Origin of the sequence: Candidatus Symbiobacter mobilis CR (assembly GCF_000477435.1) — a bacterium.
Taxonomy (GTDB): domain Bacteria; phylum Pseudomonadota; class Gammaproteobacteria; order Burkholderiales; family Burkholderiaceae_C; genus Rhodoferax; species Rhodoferax mobilis.
The window spans coordinates 227192-242790 of the sequence record NC_022576.1 but is presented as its reverse complement, the minus strand read 5'-3'; the positions used below and the strand labels follow the sequence as shown (position 1 = coordinate 242790).

Sequence of the window (15599 nt, the reverse complement as noted above, 5' to 3'; positions counted from 1 at the left end):
AAAAACCAGAAACTACAATGAGTTGGAACTACGCAATGCAGCGAAGTTCTATCCACCATGGTGAATGTACCACCCACATCTTCCCTGCACAGCCAGTTTGTGGTCACTGTGAAAGTGCTTGCCGCCGTGGTGTTTGCGTGCTCTTTGCATGCCTGCTCCGCGCTGGCCACTTCGGCGTCCCCAGCATCTTCCGCTATCCAAAACAGCGCCGACAAGGCAGTGGGGGAGTACGCGGAACATCGTCAAGCCGAAGCAGCCGTGCAGGCCATCGCCCAAGCCCACCGCCTTGCACCGGAGGAGGTGCGCAAAGCCTTGGCCCAGGCACGCAAGCTGCCTGCGGTAATCCGCGCTGCTGCGCCCCCGCCAGCAAGCGCCCCGAAAAACTGGGCCGTATACCGGGCAAGGCTCGTCGATCCCCAGCGCATCCGCCAAGGCGTAGCGTTCTGGAACACGCACCACGCCACGCTGTCCCGTGCAGAACGCAGCACAGGCGTCCCTGCGACGATCATCGTCGGCATTCTGGGGATCGAAACCTTGTACGGCCAGCACATGGGCAATTACCGTGTGCTCGACGCGCTCGCCACCCTCGCTTTCGACTTTCCCGACAGCCACCCCCGCGCTGCGGAACGCCGCGCGTTCTTTCTCGAAGAGCTGGGCCACTTCCTGCGGCTATGTCGGGATCGCAACCAGGCTCCCACACAACCGCTGGGCAGCTACGCCGGCGCCATGGGCCTGCCGCAATTCATGCCGTCGAGCTGGCTGCGATACGCAATCGACTTCGACGGCGACGGCCGCATCGACCTGCACGGTAGCGCTGCAGACGCCATCGGCTCGGTTGCTCGCTACCTACAGGCATACGGCTGGCTCCCCGGCGTGCCCACGCACTTCGCCGTCCAGCTCCAGGCAGACCCCATCGACCGCGCCGCGCTCTTGCAACCGGACATCGTTCCTTCCTTCACCCTCGACGAATTCCGTGCGCTCGGCGCAACGCCCGCCCTGCCCTCTACCCCACTCGCACAACGCTACGACGGCAAGTTCGCACTCGTCCAACTCGACAACGGCACGCAACCCCCCAGCTTTGTGGCCGGTACGCAGAATTTCTACGTGCTCACCCGCTACAACCGTAGCAGCTACTACGCCATGGCAGTTATCGAACTAGGAAATGCTGTAGCCCGGGCAGTGGGCACTGCGGGGGCAGCGGCTTACCAAAACCCCACCCGCAAACCCGCAGACAGGGTACGCCCGGCCTCCGGATAGATACCCTGGGTTTCCCCATTGGCGCACTGGAAGGCTTGCGTGGCATAACGAGTGTCGAAGAGGTTGTCCACCCCCAGCGTGGCCTCGACCTTGCCTGTCCGGTAGCGGTACCGCAGGTCAAACACGGCGTGCCCGGGAATGGTGCAGGTGTTGCCAAAGTCCACATACTGCCCGGACACCATCGCAGCCCCGAGATGCACGGCGTGCGCCGCCATGGGCTGCCAGTCCACCCCCAGCCCCAGCGTATTGCGGGCCACCAGCGGCACTGTGCGGCCCTGGTGCGGACCCTGCGCAAATTCCGCCTGGCGCAACGCCAGTGCGGCCTGCACCGTCCAGGTGGAGGTCAAGGCATGACGAATGTCCAGCTCCACCCCCTGGCGAACGATGGGATCGAAATTGACGTTGGCACCCAGGTTTGCAAGGTTCCACGGCTGCGGGTTGGGAACGGTGGGGTCGAAGCCAATCTCGCGCTGCACTTTGCTGCGGTATATACGCGCTTCCCGCCTGCCATGGCTACCCGCCCAGCGCAGGCCCAACTCGGCATCCCGCGCCGTTTGAGGCTGTAGCAGCGTATTGGCGAGGGTGTAGCCCATCTCATCGGCATTGGCCAGACGGAAACTGCTGCCCACCCGGGCAAACACGGTGTAGCCGCCCTCCAGCCCCTGCGCGGCGCCCAGCTCCCACGCTTGCTCACGCTCGGGGTGATGGGTATGCAGAATGTCGTCGATGCGAGCCACGTTTTCCTGGCGATACCCGGCAAAAACCCGGCGGTCCGTTGGCAAAAACCAGTCCCCCTGCATCGAAAGGCCGTGGCTGTGCTGCCGCACCTGCCCGCCTCCCCGCACTACCCGCGCCCAGCGCACGTGGTCGTTGCCGATAGTCATGGCGTTGCGCACCATTCCCCATTGCGACTCCCTGTGTGCCCGCAGCGACAAGGTATCGGCGTCGATGTCGTAGTGGTACGGATAGTTCGACATCTCGCTGTCGAGTTCCTTGGTACGGTGCGCAGCATCCAACCCCAACTGCCAGCCTTCCAGTTCCGCTTGGGCAAAGACCGTCGTGCGGGCGTTGCGAATGCGTGCTTGGTCGCCGGGCAGCGCCGTCGACTGCGTCGGGTCAGCGCGGTACTGCGCTGCGGTCAGCGCACCGGGCAATTGCGTGTCAACCTCGTCGCGCAGCGTACCGAGGCCCCATCGCAACCAATCGTTGCTCCATTGCAGTTGGGCGGAAGCAGCATCGTTCTCGCTGCGGAAATGCGCACGGTGGTTGTCGGCCTCCCGGCGCGCGCCATGGGCGTCGAGCGACCAGTCCCCAGCAACGACCGTTGCCCCGGCACGCACATCCCGCAGCCCATGGCTGCCCACTGCGGTGGCCAGTTGCGCCCGTGGGGAGGGATCACGCCCGGAACGGGTCGTGATCAGGATGACCCCACCCGTCGCCCCTTCCCCATACGGCACAGCGCCGCTGCCGCGCAACACCTCGATGGATTCGACCATGTCGATGGGGATGCCCGCCAGCCGTGTCCCGCCCAAGTCCGCTTCGTTGATCCGCACCCCATCGACAACGATCACCTGGTTGTTGCTGGCCGTCGCGCCGAATCCGCGCAAGTCCAACGCATAGTCCCCACCACCGTAGAAATCTGCCCGACCGGGAACGCCCAGCAATTTCTGTAGGGCCTCATTGACCGTCTGCGCGCCGCTGCGCTCGATATCTTGCCTGGTCAATACGCTTACCCCCACAGGCAGACTTTCTGGCGGATCGTCGAACACCCTTGCCTGGATTCGTACCTCCCGCAATACGGGAACGACGGCTTGTGTTGTCGTCGTCCCTTGCGGCGTTTGCACGGCCATGGGCACAGCCTTCGTCACTTCGCTCACTTCGTCTTGCGCTGTCAACGCACCGAAGACATACGTCCCCATCGACGCAGCCACGCAACAAACACCCAGGCGCGCACCTACACGGGCACGCGCCGTCACAGTCAGGAACTTCATAGGGAAAAAGAGATGGATCGTGCCCGTACCGCCTTCCCCGGCAGTCATGGGGCGTCACGACCACCCCATTGCTGGGGCAGCCACCGTGTTGGCCGGTATCCGGGCTTGTGGAACCAACCTCCATCGTCTTCCCGGATGGAACCATCCAGTGACGGGTGATGAAAGCCGGGCCGTACAGGCCCGTCCACGTACCGTTGCGGGGGCAGCGCAGGCTGGGGGAGTACCGGTGGCGATCCCCTCCCTGCTTCCCGTTGAACTGCGGCATCGGAACCTCCGCCGCGAGCACCAACGCTGAAGATTCTAGGGGGCTGTATCGCTCCAACGCTGTGCATCGACCATCCGGGCGCGGCCCAATGCTTCCAGGGTGGCGAGGATGGTGGGAAGCCGGTCACGCCAGCGCCCCCGGGCCGTGAAATGCGCGGCAATCGCATCCTGATCGAGTGGGCGCGTGGACCGCGCCAGCACCTCGGCAACGGCCTTGATCTGCGCGGGCAACCCGGTAGGCCAAGCGCAAGGTTCGATCGGGACAGGGGTGCCCGGGGATTCTTGCGCGCCTTGCTCCGCCAAGGCTAACGCGGATTGATCCTGCGCGGTTTGCGCACGTTGGAAAGCAGGGCGCAGCCAGCGAATGGTTCCGGCTGCTTCCTCGCCAGCGCGCCGGGCATTGAGTTCGACCAAGCGCGCCAGCAACGCAGCGGTCGCATCGGCATCTTGGGGCCAGCGCAAGTCGCCCCAGCCGTAGGCGTCAAGCACGGCGGCGTCCAGCTCATCGTGCAAAGTGCGCAATACGGAAACCAGCCCATGCTCGTGCAAGGTCTGATCCCTGGGCGCGAGCGCAGTGCCGTTGCGCAGCATGTCCAGCACGTTGTACAGCCCCGTCAGCGTCACATCTTCATACAAAGCCTGCCGGGCCTTGCGGTGGGCATCAATCTGTTCGGCCAGAGCACGGATGCGCTGGGCCAGCTCCGGGGTCAGGCCCGTGTCGGTATCGGGGAAAGGGAAGGGATCGAAACAGGTGGATTTGCTGTAGACCGGGTCATTGCCCACCCCCAGCCTCCCCCCCGCAGCAAGCGCCCATTCGCCGTGTACCCGACTGGAAAGCACGCCTAGATGCAAGGCATCGTCGCTGGCAATGGCGATGAGTTTGTCATCGGGCAGGATCGCAGCATCCATCCACTGGAATACGCGATGCTTGGCCACCTGCGGGGTGACGATGTAGCGGAGAAGCCCCGATAAAGCACTACGCAGCTCCGTATTGCGTCGGGCAAACAGCCACCAGTTTTCACGCCGATACCGTTCAGGATTGTGGTCACGCTCCGGCTTCACGCGCTCCCACAACCACTGGAACACTTCTGGGAACCGTACACGTACCTCATCAACAGTCAACCCGTGTAAATCGATGACCAACACACCACGCGGCCGCCCCGTCACATCACGCCCATTGCGATAAGGGCGGATATGCCGATCCAGACCCGGTACCGTGCCCAACCCCAATGCCAAAGCCTGCTCAGGCGTCACGACAAAGCCAGCGCCATGCGGAATGACCCCACGGTTGGAAAGCCGGTCATTGGCTTGCAGCCGAACCACAGCGGTAACGTTGGCGCCCACTGTCAAGTCCGGATGAATCGTCCCCTGCCAAATCTGGAAATCCACGCGGACTTCGCCGTTTTCGGCCAAGGTTTCTTGCTCTGCAATCCGCAACTCCCCTGCCGTACAGCCCGCAGCGCCCACCGTCATCGCAATCCGCACCGCAGCGCCGTCTGCGCTATCGACCCAGGGATGGTCGGGAATGGCAAACGCCAAGCCCAATGGCGGGCTGGCGCTTTGCTGCGCCTCGATAACGCGACGGTTGAAGATCATCGTCAAGCTATTTGTGGTGATCAGCCCGAAGCGCCGCGCTGCGCCGGTGCGCGTCGTTTCCGCCGCTTTCTGCCACCAATACATCACATAGTCCGCGCTTTCCGGTACTTCCGGCCAAGCGGCGCGCAAGGCACTGACGTAGCCGTCGCCCAGCGCATCCCGCATACGCTTGTTGCCGATGAAGGGGGGGTTGCCAACAAGGAAATCGGCCTGCGGCCAATCGGCCTTGCGGGGGGCCACATAGCGCCATTGCACCGTCCGTGCGGATTCGTCCGGCACAGGCTGCCCCGTCACGGGATGCGCACGGTAGGTTTTGGCGTCCCAACAAGTCAGGATGTTGCCGTCGGCGCCCCGTGCGGGAACCCTGTCGTCGTAGGCCAGCACGGCATCCCGACACTCGATGTTGCCGTAGTCATGCACCACGGGTTCGACCACGCTGCCCCGGCCGTGCGTGCGCAAGTGCCATTGCAGATAGCCGATCCACAGCACGAGTTCCGCAAGGGCTGCGGCACGCTCGTTGCACTCGATACCGCGCAACTGTTGCAGCGTAACGGACTCTCCCTCCATCGCCAATGCGGACTGCGTATCCCCCAATGCTTCCATCTGGTTGAGCACTTCGCCTTCCAGCCGCTTGAGGTGTTCCAGCGTGACGTAGAGGAAGTTGCCGCTCCCGCAGGCTGGGTCCAACACGCGCACAGTACACAAACGATGGTGAAAGCGTTCCAGCTCGTGGCGGGCCTCGGCCAGCTTGTCTTTGCGCTTTTTGCCTTCCAGCGTGTTGGCCTCATTGGCCAACAACAGCGCCGCAGCCTGAGCGTCGGCCCATTCACCGCGCAGCGGTTCGATGACCGTCGGCAACACCAGGCGTTCGACATACGAACGCGGGGTGTAGTGCGCGCCCAGCGCATGGCGCTCCTCAGGGCTGAGGGCGCGTTCGAGCAAGGTGCCAAAAATGGCAGGCTCTACTTCCGTCCAGTCCGCTCGCGCGGCGGCAAGCAAACCTTCGATCTGCTCCTGCGCCAGGGGGAGCGCGTAGTAGGCGGAACCGGAGGCCTTGAAGAGCTTCCCGTTGAAGCGCAGCACGTCCTGCGCCAGCGCCGGACAAAACCCGCCGCGATCCATGTCCGCCCACAAGGCAGCCATCATGCGCTGTAAGGTCGGCGGGTCGGTGCGATAGCGCTTGAGCAGGCCCTCAAAAGCCGTTTCGCCCTGAGCCGTGCGTGGCAGCAAGTCCACATCTTCGGCAAACATCGAAAACAGGCAGCGTGCCAAAAAAGCAGCCACATCCTGCGGGGTGTGCCCAGCTTGCTCCAAGCCATGCGCCACCTTCGCCAGACTTTCGGCCACCTCCCTCGTCACCCGGGCACTGATGCGGGAAGGATCAAGGGCAAGGGGATCAACCCACACCGCACGCAGCCGTTCGCGCAACGCGGGCTGGCGCAGATCGTCAAGCTCGATACGGTGGCTGCGTGGATCGGGAAACGGGGTGTACGTGGCACCGCTGCGGCTGAATTCGGCGTACAGCTCAATGACGCGGCCCACATCCACCACCACAACGAAAGGTGGACGCCCTTCTGCGGCAGGCAGAGCACGCGCGTAGTGCTCCCCTTGCGCACGGGCACGCAACAGCGCATCGTCAAAAGCCTTGGTGCGTGCGCCAGCCTTGACTTTCTTGGCCTCCAGAACGAAGTGCCCGCGCTTGTAGCAATCGATGCGCCCCGCACTGGTGGTACCGTCGCCATGGCGAAACTCCACGGGACGCTCGAACATGTAGTCCCGCTCTGCGGTGGGCAGCGGCTGCTCCACCCCTAGCAGAGCGCAAAGGTCGATCACGAAACTCTGCGCCGTCGCCAGCTCGCTGGCATCGACTCCCCGCCAGCGGTTGAGAAACCATTCCACCACGTCATCTTGCGCCATGTGGGGGATCATAGGAGCCAGCATAGGAGCCAGATTACCCATCGTGGCATCCGCCGCTCCCGCACAGTGCAGTAGTGCAAGGCCTACTGGAGGCTTTTTTGATCCCCCACCCGCGCCGTAGCCCGGACAATTTGACGGTACGATTCGTGAACCATGCTGTCCCTGCCCGCAGACCTCGCACTCAAGCTCACCGCAGCGGTGGATGCGATGCCTGCGTTCCCGCGCAGTGTGCAAAAAATCCTGGAGCTGACGCGAGACGTGAACTGCACTCCCAAGCATTTGGTGCAAGTCATCGAGCAAGACCCCGTCGTCACGGTCAAAATCCTCAAAGCCGTCAATTCTGCGTACTTTGCGCTGACGAAGAAGATCACTTCCATTGACCACGCAGTCGTGTATCTCGGCTTCAACACCATCAAAAATCTCGCGCTAAGCATCGCCGCCATCGGCATGCTGCCTACGCGCAACGCTGCGGATTTCGATAGCGCCCAATACCTGCTGCATTCGCTGTCCACCGCCAGCATCGCGAGAAGGCTCGCCCAAAACGTCGACAGGGCGGATGCGACGGATTGCTTCATCGCCGGCTTGTTGCACGATTTCGGCAAGGTCGTCTTCGCGCAATTCATGCCCAGGGAATTCAAACAAGCCCTGCAGGAATGCCAAGCCGACGGCTCTTCCCTGCATCTGGCCCTGCAACGCACCATCGGTGTGGATCACACGGTCGTCGGCGCGATGCTTGCGGAAAAATGGCGATTTGCCCCGGAGCTGGTCGATGCCATTGCATCCCAGTACGATCCTTCCGAGCATTGCACCCCGACAATGGCCTGCGTATTTGCAGCCAATCAAGTCAGTAAAAAAATGGAGTTCGGTTTTGCAGGGAATCCGTACGTTCATCCGCTTACCGAAGCGGTTGGATCGTTCTTGGGCGCCAAGACCCTCGACGATGTGATTGCTTCCCTTCCCGACCTCGACGCCCTGTTTGCCGAAGTCAAAATCTTGGCCAGTGCTTGATTGAGGCCAAGCTCGAAGAATGCGAGAAGGTAAGGCATGAAAGTTCGATTCTGGGGAGTGCGCGGATCTATCCCTTCACCCGGCCCGAACACGGTGCGCTACGGTGGCAACACCACGTGCATCGAGATTCGTACCGACAACGATGAGTTGCTCATCCTCGACGCTGGTACCGGGATCTTTCCCCTATCCCAGACCTTGCTGGGTTCGCTGCCCGTCACGGCCAATGTGCTGATCACCCACACGCACTGGGATCACATCCAAGGCCTGCCATTTTTCATCCCCAACTTCATTCCAGGCAACACCCTACGGTTGCACGGCGCATTCAATCCCGTCTCCGGCAAGGGGGTGGAGCAGGTCATGTCCGTGCAATTGCAGTACAGCTACTTCCCCGTGCGGGAAGAAGAAATGAAGGCGCGCATCCAGTACGTCACCCTCGCCCCCGAACAAAGCGTGCAGATCGGCAGCGCGACGGTTACGCCCTATCTGATGAACCACCCCGTCGTCGATTTCGGATACCGCATCGAGGCCGACGGCAAGTCGGTCTTTTTCACGGGCGACCACGAACCCTCGTACAACATCTACAACATCGACGAAGAGGGCTATGCGCAATACCAGCTCTTCATCGAAGAAAAGCTCGCCACCATCGAAAAAGCCATGCATGGCGTCGATGTGCTGATTGCGGACAGTTCGTATACCGAAGCGGAATACCCCTCCAAAAAGGGATGGGGGCACGGCACTTTCGATTCCTGCATCCAGTACGCCAAGATGGCTGGCGTCAAGGTGTTGTACTGCACACACCACGAACCTACCCGCAGCGACGATGCGCTGGAGGCGGTTTTTGCGCAGGCACTGGCGCTGCACCCCCGCCAGCCCAAGGACCCCGAATACCGCTTGGCCCGCGAGGGCGAGTGCTTCGAGTTTTAGGTTTCGGCTGTAGAGCATCGGCGACAAGGTTCCGGGTTTGCAGGTTTCGGTGTAGTGCTTTTTCACCCTGGGACCATCCCCCCACACCAACCATGTTCCCCGCCGGTGTACACCATTCCCTGCCCTTGTATGACGTTGCAGCCACGCGCGAGATCGAGCGCCGTGCGCTGGACGCGCTCCCCCCGCACACCCTGATGCGCCGCGCAGGGCTGGCCGTTGCGCGGCTGGCGCTTGCTATCGCCCCCCATGCACAGACGTTCTGGATCGCCTGCGGCGCGGGCAATAACGGCGGCGACGGCATGGAAGCCGCAACCCACTTGCGCGCCTGGGGCAAGGACGTGGTGCTCACGCTCCTCCCTCATACCCGCCCCCTGCCTGCCGACGCGCAAGCCGCCCTGGAACACGCCCGCTCTTGCGGCCTGGCCTTTGCCGCAGCGCCGCCTGCTGACTTCGATGTCGCCATCGACGGCCTGCTCGGCATCGGCGCCCGCGCCATTGAGCCGGAATCTGCCCTTGCACCATGTATATACGCGCTATATGGTGGCCATCGCCCCGTGCTGGCCATTGACGTACCCAGCGGTCTTGATGCCAACACCGGTTCGTGTACGGCAGTCTGCGTGCGCGCCACCCACACCCTGAGCCTGCTCACGCTCAAGCCAGGTCTTTTCACCGGGCAGGGGCGCGATCATGCCGGGCAAGTGTGGTTCGACGACCTGGGGGTACAGGCTGCCCACGCAGAAGGCATTTCCCCTTGCGCCCAACTAGCGGTGCCGATGCCGCAGTCCCCCCGCCAACACGCATCGCACAAGGGATCGTTTGGGGATGTGCTCGTCATCGGCGGCGCGGCGGGGATGACCGGCGCCGCCTGGCTTGCTGCGACCGCTGCCTTGTATAACGGGGCCGGGAGGGTCATTGTTGGCCTGCTCGACCCCCATGCCACCCCTGCTTCCGCCCCCCTACCTGACCTGATGGTGCGCCCCATTGATGCGCTGATGGATATGGCGACAGACACGGCAGGCCAAAGTGCGACACAACGATGCATCGTTTGCGGGTGTGGAGGGGGCGAAGCCATCGCGGCCCTATTGGAAAGGCTGCTGTGTACCTCCACGCCATTGGTGCTGGATGCCGACGCGCTGCGCGCATTGGCTGTGTCCTCCACGCTCCAGGATGCTGTGCGCCACCGTACACAGTGCGGCGCACACACCGTGCTCACCCCCCACCCCCGGGAAGCCGCGCTGCTGCTGGCTACGACGACCGCAGCCGTCCAGTCCGACCGCATCGCTTGCGCCAACGCATTGGCGCAACGCCTGCGCTGCACGGTCGTCCTCAAAGGTTCCGGCACCCTCGTCGCGCACCCAGGCCATACCCCGGCGCTGCTGGCGGTGGGCAACCCCCGGCTTGCGATTGCCGGTACGGGCGATGTACTCGCCGGGATGATCGGCGCACGGTTGGCGGGTTCTCTTGCACCCTATGACGCAGCAATCCAAGCAGTACACCACCACGGCACCACCGCAGACCGTTGGCCCGCCGACCGGCCTTTGACGGCCTCTGCGCTGGCTTGCACTGCTCCCTGTGCTACCTCGTAGCCCAGGTCAGTGCCCCGCTCAACGTCCCGTCCGCCGAAACACGAACCGATCGGCAGTCGATGCTTTCTTGTCGAACCTGTAGCCTTCGCTATCGAAGTCTTGCAGCCCCTCAGGTGTCGTGACTTCCTCCATCGCAGCAAAGCGGGCCATCAGCCCCCGAGCGCGTTTGGCGTGTACGCCGACGACGCGAAACGTCCCACCCTTCCCTTCCTGAAAAACGCACTCGACGACCCTCGCGCCCAGCGCCGTCATATCGAGGGCATGGAAGTCCACAGCCTGGAAGTACTCCTGCGAAGCCAAATTCACCACCACAGGGACGGAATGCCCTGGCAGTTCATCCCGCAAAGCCTCGACGATGCGCCCTCGCCAGTGCGCCACCAAGTCACCCCCCCAAGGTAGCCTGATCCGCGTTCCCATCTCCAGCCGATGCGGCTGGATCGCATCCAGAGGCCGCAAGTAGCCGTACAACCCGCTGAGGATGCGCAGATGCTCCTGCGCCCAGGCCAGCGCCCGCTGTGGCAACGTAGCCGCTTCCAGCCCCCGATACACATTGCCATCGAACAGGAACACTGCGGGCCGCGAATGCGGCGAATCCGGCTCCGCCGTCCATTCTTCCCACCGCGCGGCGTTGACGGCGCTGAGCGCGTCGCTGATCTTCATCAATCGGGCCAAGTCCTGCGGCGCATACCCGCGCAATACCGCCGCCAGCCTTACGGCCTCGGACAGATAACGAGGTGGACTCCATGTCACTCCATCGGGAGCTGGAGCTGTACGCAGCAATTTGGCGGGGGAGAGGAGGAAAAGCATCGTGGGAAATCCGTTTGAGCAGTATCCCCTCATCCACGCAATTTATCGCAGCGGTACAAAAAAACCATCGCAGTCACCCGCCCCGTCGCTATCATGAATGCCATCGGGGAACGCCCCGATGTTGTCCAAAACTGCGTAATCCATAGCAAGGAGTTCTCTATGTCCCTGATCAACACGCAAATCCAACCATTCACTGCCCAGGCCTACCATCAAGGCAAATTCGTCGAAGTCACCGAAAAATCCCTGCTTGGGCACTGGTCAGCCTTGGTCTTTTACCCGGCAGACTTCACTTTCGTCTGCCCTACGGAGCTTGAAGACCTGGCTGATGAATACGCCGAGTTTTTGAGGATTGGCGTTCGTATTTACGGCATCTCCACTGATACGCATTTCGCGCACAAGGCCTGGGCGGATACCTCCCCCGCCATCGCCAAAGTGCAGTACACCTTGATTGGTGACCCCACGGGCCGCCTGGCGCGCGCTTTCGACGTGATGATCGAGGAAGAAGGGCTGGCGTTGCGCGGATCCTTTGTGATCAACCCCGAAGGCAAGATCGTGCTTTGCGAAGTGCATGACAACGGCATCGGCCGCGACGCCAAGGAATTGCTGCGCAAGGTCAAAGCCGCGCAATATGTCTACAACCACCCCGGCGAAGTGTGCCCGGCCAAATGGAAAGACGGTAACGCCACGCTCAAGCCCTCACTGGATTTGGTTGGCAAGATTTGAGCCACCGCCCGCCCATGCGTACACCGTTGCGCCGGGCGGGCCGCTCCCGCAGCATCCCTTCGTCCCTCCCATTTCCACCTGACCTCTACCTGCCATGCTTGACGAAACCCTATCCCTCCAACTCCAGTCCCACCTGACGCGCATGCGCGAGCCAGTGGGACTGGTAGCGAGTCTGGACGACTCGGCTGCCTCCCGCGATCTGCAACAGTTGCTAGAGCAAATCTCGCAATTGACGGACAAGATCGCCGTCTCCATGGCAGGAACTGATGTGCGCCGCCCCTCTTTTCAAGTACGCCGCGCCCAGGCTGGGGGTTCGCTGACTTTCGCGGCCATTCCGCTGGGGCACGAGTTCACCTCGCTGGTGCTTGCGCTGCTGTGGGCGGGTGGGCATCCGCCCAAGGTCGAGCCGGAAGTGCTGCGCAGGATCGAAGCCATCGACCGGATCCTGCACTTCGAGGTGTACGTCTCGCTCTCCTGCCACAACTGCCCCGACGTGGTGCAAGCGCTGAGCCTGATGGCCTTGCGCAACCCGCGTATTTCGGCAACGGTGATCGACGGCGCGCTGTTCCCGCAAGAAGCCGAGCAGCGCGAAGTGATGGCGGTGCCCACGGTCTTGTTGGACGGGGAACCGTTTTCCACAGGAAGGATTTCGCTCGAAGAAATCCTCGAAAAATTGGCGCCCGGGCTGCGCGAACAGGCTGCTGCGGAATGGGCCAAGGCCGCGCCGTTCGACGTGCTCGTGGTGGGGGGCGGCCCCGCAGGCGCTGCCGCTGCCGTCTACGCCGCACGCAAGGGCATTCGCACCGCCGTCGTCGCAGAGCGTTTCGGCGGGCAGGTCAACGATACGGTCGCCATCGAAAACTTCGTTTCCGTATTGGAAACCGACGGCGCCAAGTTTGCTGCGGCGCTAGAAGCGCACGTGCGTGCTTACGAGGTGCCGATCTTGCACATGCAGCGGGTGGAACGGCTCCTCGCCCCGGAACAGGACAAGGGCTTGATTGAGGTGGGCCTCTCCAGCGGCACGACCTTGCGCTCCCGCACCGTCATCCTCTGCCCCGGCGCACGCTGGCGCAACGTCAATGTTCCGGGCGAACAGAAGTACCGCAACAAAGGGGTGGCCTATTGCCCCCACTGCGACGGCCCGCTCTTTCGGGGCAAGCGCGTCGCGGTCATCGGTGGGGGCAACTCGGGGGTCGAAGCCGCCATCGACCTTGCCGGTATCACCGCGCACGTCACGCTGATCGAATTCGATACCCGACTCCGGGCAGACGCCGTGCTCGTGCAGAAACTCCAGAGCCTGCCCAACGTGGCGATACTGACCCACGCGCAAACCACCGAAATCACCGGGGACGGCAGCAAAGTCAACGGCCTGAGCTATCTCGATCGCAGCACGCAGGAAACACAACACGTCCCACTGGAAGGTGTCTTCGTGCAGATCGGGCTGGTGCCAAACACCGACTGGCTACGGGGAACCCTCGAACTCAGCCGCACAGGGGAAATCGTGGTCGACACACGCGGCCAGACTTCCCTTGCCGGTGTGTTCGCCGCCGGGGATGCCAGCACCTCCCCCTTCAAGCAGATCATCATCGCCACCGGAGACGGCGCCAAGGCAGCGCTCAGCGCGTTCGACTACCTGGTGAGGATGTAGCGCTCACTCCCCCGCATTCCCCACCGGATTGCGCAGGCGGATATGCAGCTCGCGCAACTGCACTTCCCCGACGGGAGAAGGCGCTTGCGTCAGCAGGCATTGCGCACGCTGGGTTTTGGGGAAGGCGATGACGTCACGGATCGATTCCGCCTGCGTCATCAGCGCAACGATGCGGTCTAGCCCAAAGGCCAGCCCGCCGTGCGGCGGGGCGCCGTATTGCAGCGCTTCGAGCAAAAAGCCGAATTTCTGCTGCGCTTCTTCCGGGGTGATCTGTAGGGCATCGAATACCTTCTTCTGCACGTCCGCACGGTGGATACGCACGGAGCCACCGCCCATCTCCCAGCCGTTGAGCACCATGTCGTACCCCTGCGAAAGGCAGCGTCCGGGGTCGGTCGTCATCCAATCCTCGTGCCCTTCCTTGGGGGCCGTGAAGGGGTGGTGTACTGCCCCCCAGCGGCGCGCTTCCTCGTCCCATTCGAACATGGGAAAGTCCACTACCCACAGCGGCGCCCAGCGGTCTTCGAAGAGGCCGTTTTCCCGCGCATACGCGCTGTGGCCGATCTTGACGCGCAATGCGCCCATCGCGTCGTTGGCCACCTTGGCCTTATCCGCACCGAAAAACAGCAGGTCGCCATTGCATGCCCCGCTGCGGCGCAGGATTTCGGTGATCGCACGGTCGTGCAGGTTTTTGACGATGGGGCTTTGCAGGCCGGGCCAGCGTTGCTCCCCACCTTGCGCAGCAACGTCGTTGACCTTGATCCACGCCAAGCCCTTGGCGCCGTAGATCTTGACGAATTCGCCATAGGCATCAATCTCCCCCCGCGACAGGCCCGCACCTTCGCGCGCACCGCCGGGAACGCGCAGCGCAACCACCCGCCCCCCAGGCAGGTTGGCCGCGCTGGCAAAGACCTTGAAGTCCACGTCGCGCATCACGTCGGTCAGCTCGGTCAATTCGAGCCGGACGCGCAGGTCGGGCTTGTCCGAACCATAGCGCCGCATCGCTTCCTCGTACTGCAGCACGGGGAAAGCGCCCAAATCCACCCCCAGGGCGGAACGGAATACCGTCGTGATCATCCCTTCGGCCAAAGCGCGGATGTCTTCCTCCCGCAAGAAAGAGGTTTCGATATCGATCTGCGTGAATTCGGGCTGCCGGTCTGCGCGCAAGTCTTCGTCACGAAAGCATTTGGTGATTTGGTAGTAGCGGTCGAAGCCCGCGACCATCAGCAATTGCTTGAAAAGCTGCGGCGACTGCGGCAGGGCAAAGAAATGCCCATCGTGTACGCGGCTGGGGACGAGGTAATCCCGCGCGCCTTCCGGGGTGCTTTTGGTGAGCATCGGCGTTTCGATGTCGAGAAAGCCATTCGCGTCGAGGTACTTGCGCGCCTCCATCGCAACGCGGTAGCGCAGGATCAGGTTCCGCTGCATGGGCGCGCGGCGCAGGTCGAGCACGCGGTGCGTCAGCCTCGTGGTTTCCGAAAGGTGCTCGTCGTCGATCTGGAACGGCGGCGTGACGGAAGGGTTCAGCACCGTCAATGCATGGCACAAGACTTCGATCTTGCCGCTGGCAAGCTGGTCATTGATCGTGCCTTCCGGGCGCAGGCGCACCGGGCCGGTGAGCACAATGCAGAACTCGTTGCGCAGCGATTGCGCCACAGCAAAGGCTTCGGCGCGGTCGGGGTCACAGACGACCTGCACCAGCCCTTCGCGGTCACGCAAGTCGATGAACACGACCCCCCCATGGTCACGACGGCGATGCACCCAGCCGCAAAGGGAAACGCTTTGCCCGGTCAAGGCTTCGGTGACCTGGCCGCAGTAGTGGGTACGCATGGACATATCAGTAACTCAACAAATAGCGCCGCTGACTGCGGCGGAAAGAAA

Annotated in this window: 10 protein-coding genes and 1 riboswitch; of the genes, 6 read left to right on the top strand and 4 right to left on the bottom strand. The window is 62.8% G+C overall.

Features of this window, described 5'->3' with window-relative positions; translation table 11 throughout:
• The first annotated feature begins 57 nt into the window (after positions 1–57).
• On the top strand, positions 58–1257 hold the full coding sequence (gene mltB / locus CENROD_RS00965) for a lytic murein transglycosylase B (protein ID WP_022771182.1): 1200 nt from the start codon (positions 58–60) through the stop codon (positions 1255–1257).
• Here the strand turns inward: mltB and CENROD_RS00960 are convergent.
• The gene (locus CENROD_RS00960) at positions 1203–3248 is read right to left on the bottom strand and encodes a TonB-dependent receptor (RefSeq protein WP_051360266.1); all 2046 of its coding nucleotides are present in this window, start codon (positions 3246–3248) and stop codon (positions 1203–1205) included. The genes mltB and CENROD_RS00960 overlap by 55 nt on opposite strands.
• Positions 3249–3321: 73 nt before the next feature.
• Positions 3322–3553, bottom strand: a riboswitch (cobalamin riboswitch).
• Positions 3549–7025, bottom strand: a complete 3477-nt coding sequence (locus CENROD_RS00955) for a class I SAM-dependent DNA methyltransferase (protein WP_041193722.1) — start codon at positions 7023–7025, stop codon at positions 3549–3551. Its footprint overlaps the riboswitch before it by 5 nt.
• 153 nt (positions 7026–7178) lie before the next feature.
• Here CENROD_RS00955 and CENROD_RS00950 point away from each other — a divergent pair, with 153 nt between their 5' ends.
• The 3 genes from CENROD_RS00950 to CENROD_RS00940 all read left to right on the top strand — a co-directional run bounded on the left by CENROD_RS00950 (position 7179) and on the right by CENROD_RS00940 (position 10543).
• Complete coding sequence (locus CENROD_RS00950) at positions 7179–8033, top strand: HDOD domain-containing protein (protein WP_022771179.1); 855 nt, start codon at positions 7179–7181, stop codon at positions 8031–8033.
• A 36-nt stretch (positions 8034–8069) separates the two neighbouring features.
• Complete coding sequence (locus CENROD_RS00945; RefSeq protein WP_022771178.1) at positions 8070–8957, top strand: MBL fold metallo-hydrolase; 888 nt, start codon at positions 8070–8072, stop codon at positions 8955–8957.
• Between the two features lie 92 nt (positions 8958–9049).
• The gene (locus tag CENROD_RS00940) at positions 9050–10543 is read left to right on the top strand and encodes a bifunctional ADP-dependent NAD(P)H-hydrate dehydratase/NAD(P)H-hydrate epimerase (protein ID WP_022771177.1); all 1494 of its coding nucleotides are present in this window, start codon (positions 9050–9052) and stop codon (positions 10541–10543) included.
• 18 nt (positions 10544–10561) lie between these two features.
• Here CENROD_RS00940 and yaaA read toward each other — a convergent pair whose 3' ends face one another.
• Positions 10562–11350 (bottom strand): peroxide stress protein YaaA, encoded by a 789-nt coding sequence (gene yaaA / locus CENROD_RS00935; protein WP_022771176.1) that lies wholly within the window; start codon positions 11348–11350, stop codon positions 10562–10564.
• A 159-nt stretch (positions 11351–11509) separates the two neighbouring features.
• On the opposite strand from yaaA, the gene ahpC reads away from it, so the two are divergent.
• Together ahpC and ahpF are read left to right on the top strand one after the other, a co-directional pair.
• A complete protein-coding gene (gene ahpC / locus CENROD_RS00930; RefSeq protein WP_022771175.1) occupies positions 11510–12073 on the top strand; it encodes an alkyl hydroperoxide reductase subunit C in 564 nt (187 codons plus the stop codon).
• Between the two features lie 94 nt (positions 12074–12167).
• Positions 12168–13721: an alkyl hydroperoxide reductase subunit F gene (gene ahpF, locus CENROD_RS00925; RefSeq protein ID WP_022771174.1), complete on the top strand. Its 1554-nt coding sequence runs from the start codon at positions 12168–12170 to the stop codon at positions 13719–13721.
• A 3-nt stretch (positions 13722–13724) separates the two neighbouring features.
• On the opposite strand, the gene aspS is transcribed toward ahpF, so the two are convergent.
• On the bottom strand, positions 13725–15554 hold the full coding sequence (gene aspS, locus CENROD_RS00920; RefSeq protein ID WP_022771173.1) for an aspartate--tRNA ligase: 1830 nt from the start codon (positions 15552–15554) through the stop codon (positions 13725–13727).
• Positions 15555–15599 lie beyond the last annotated feature (45 nt).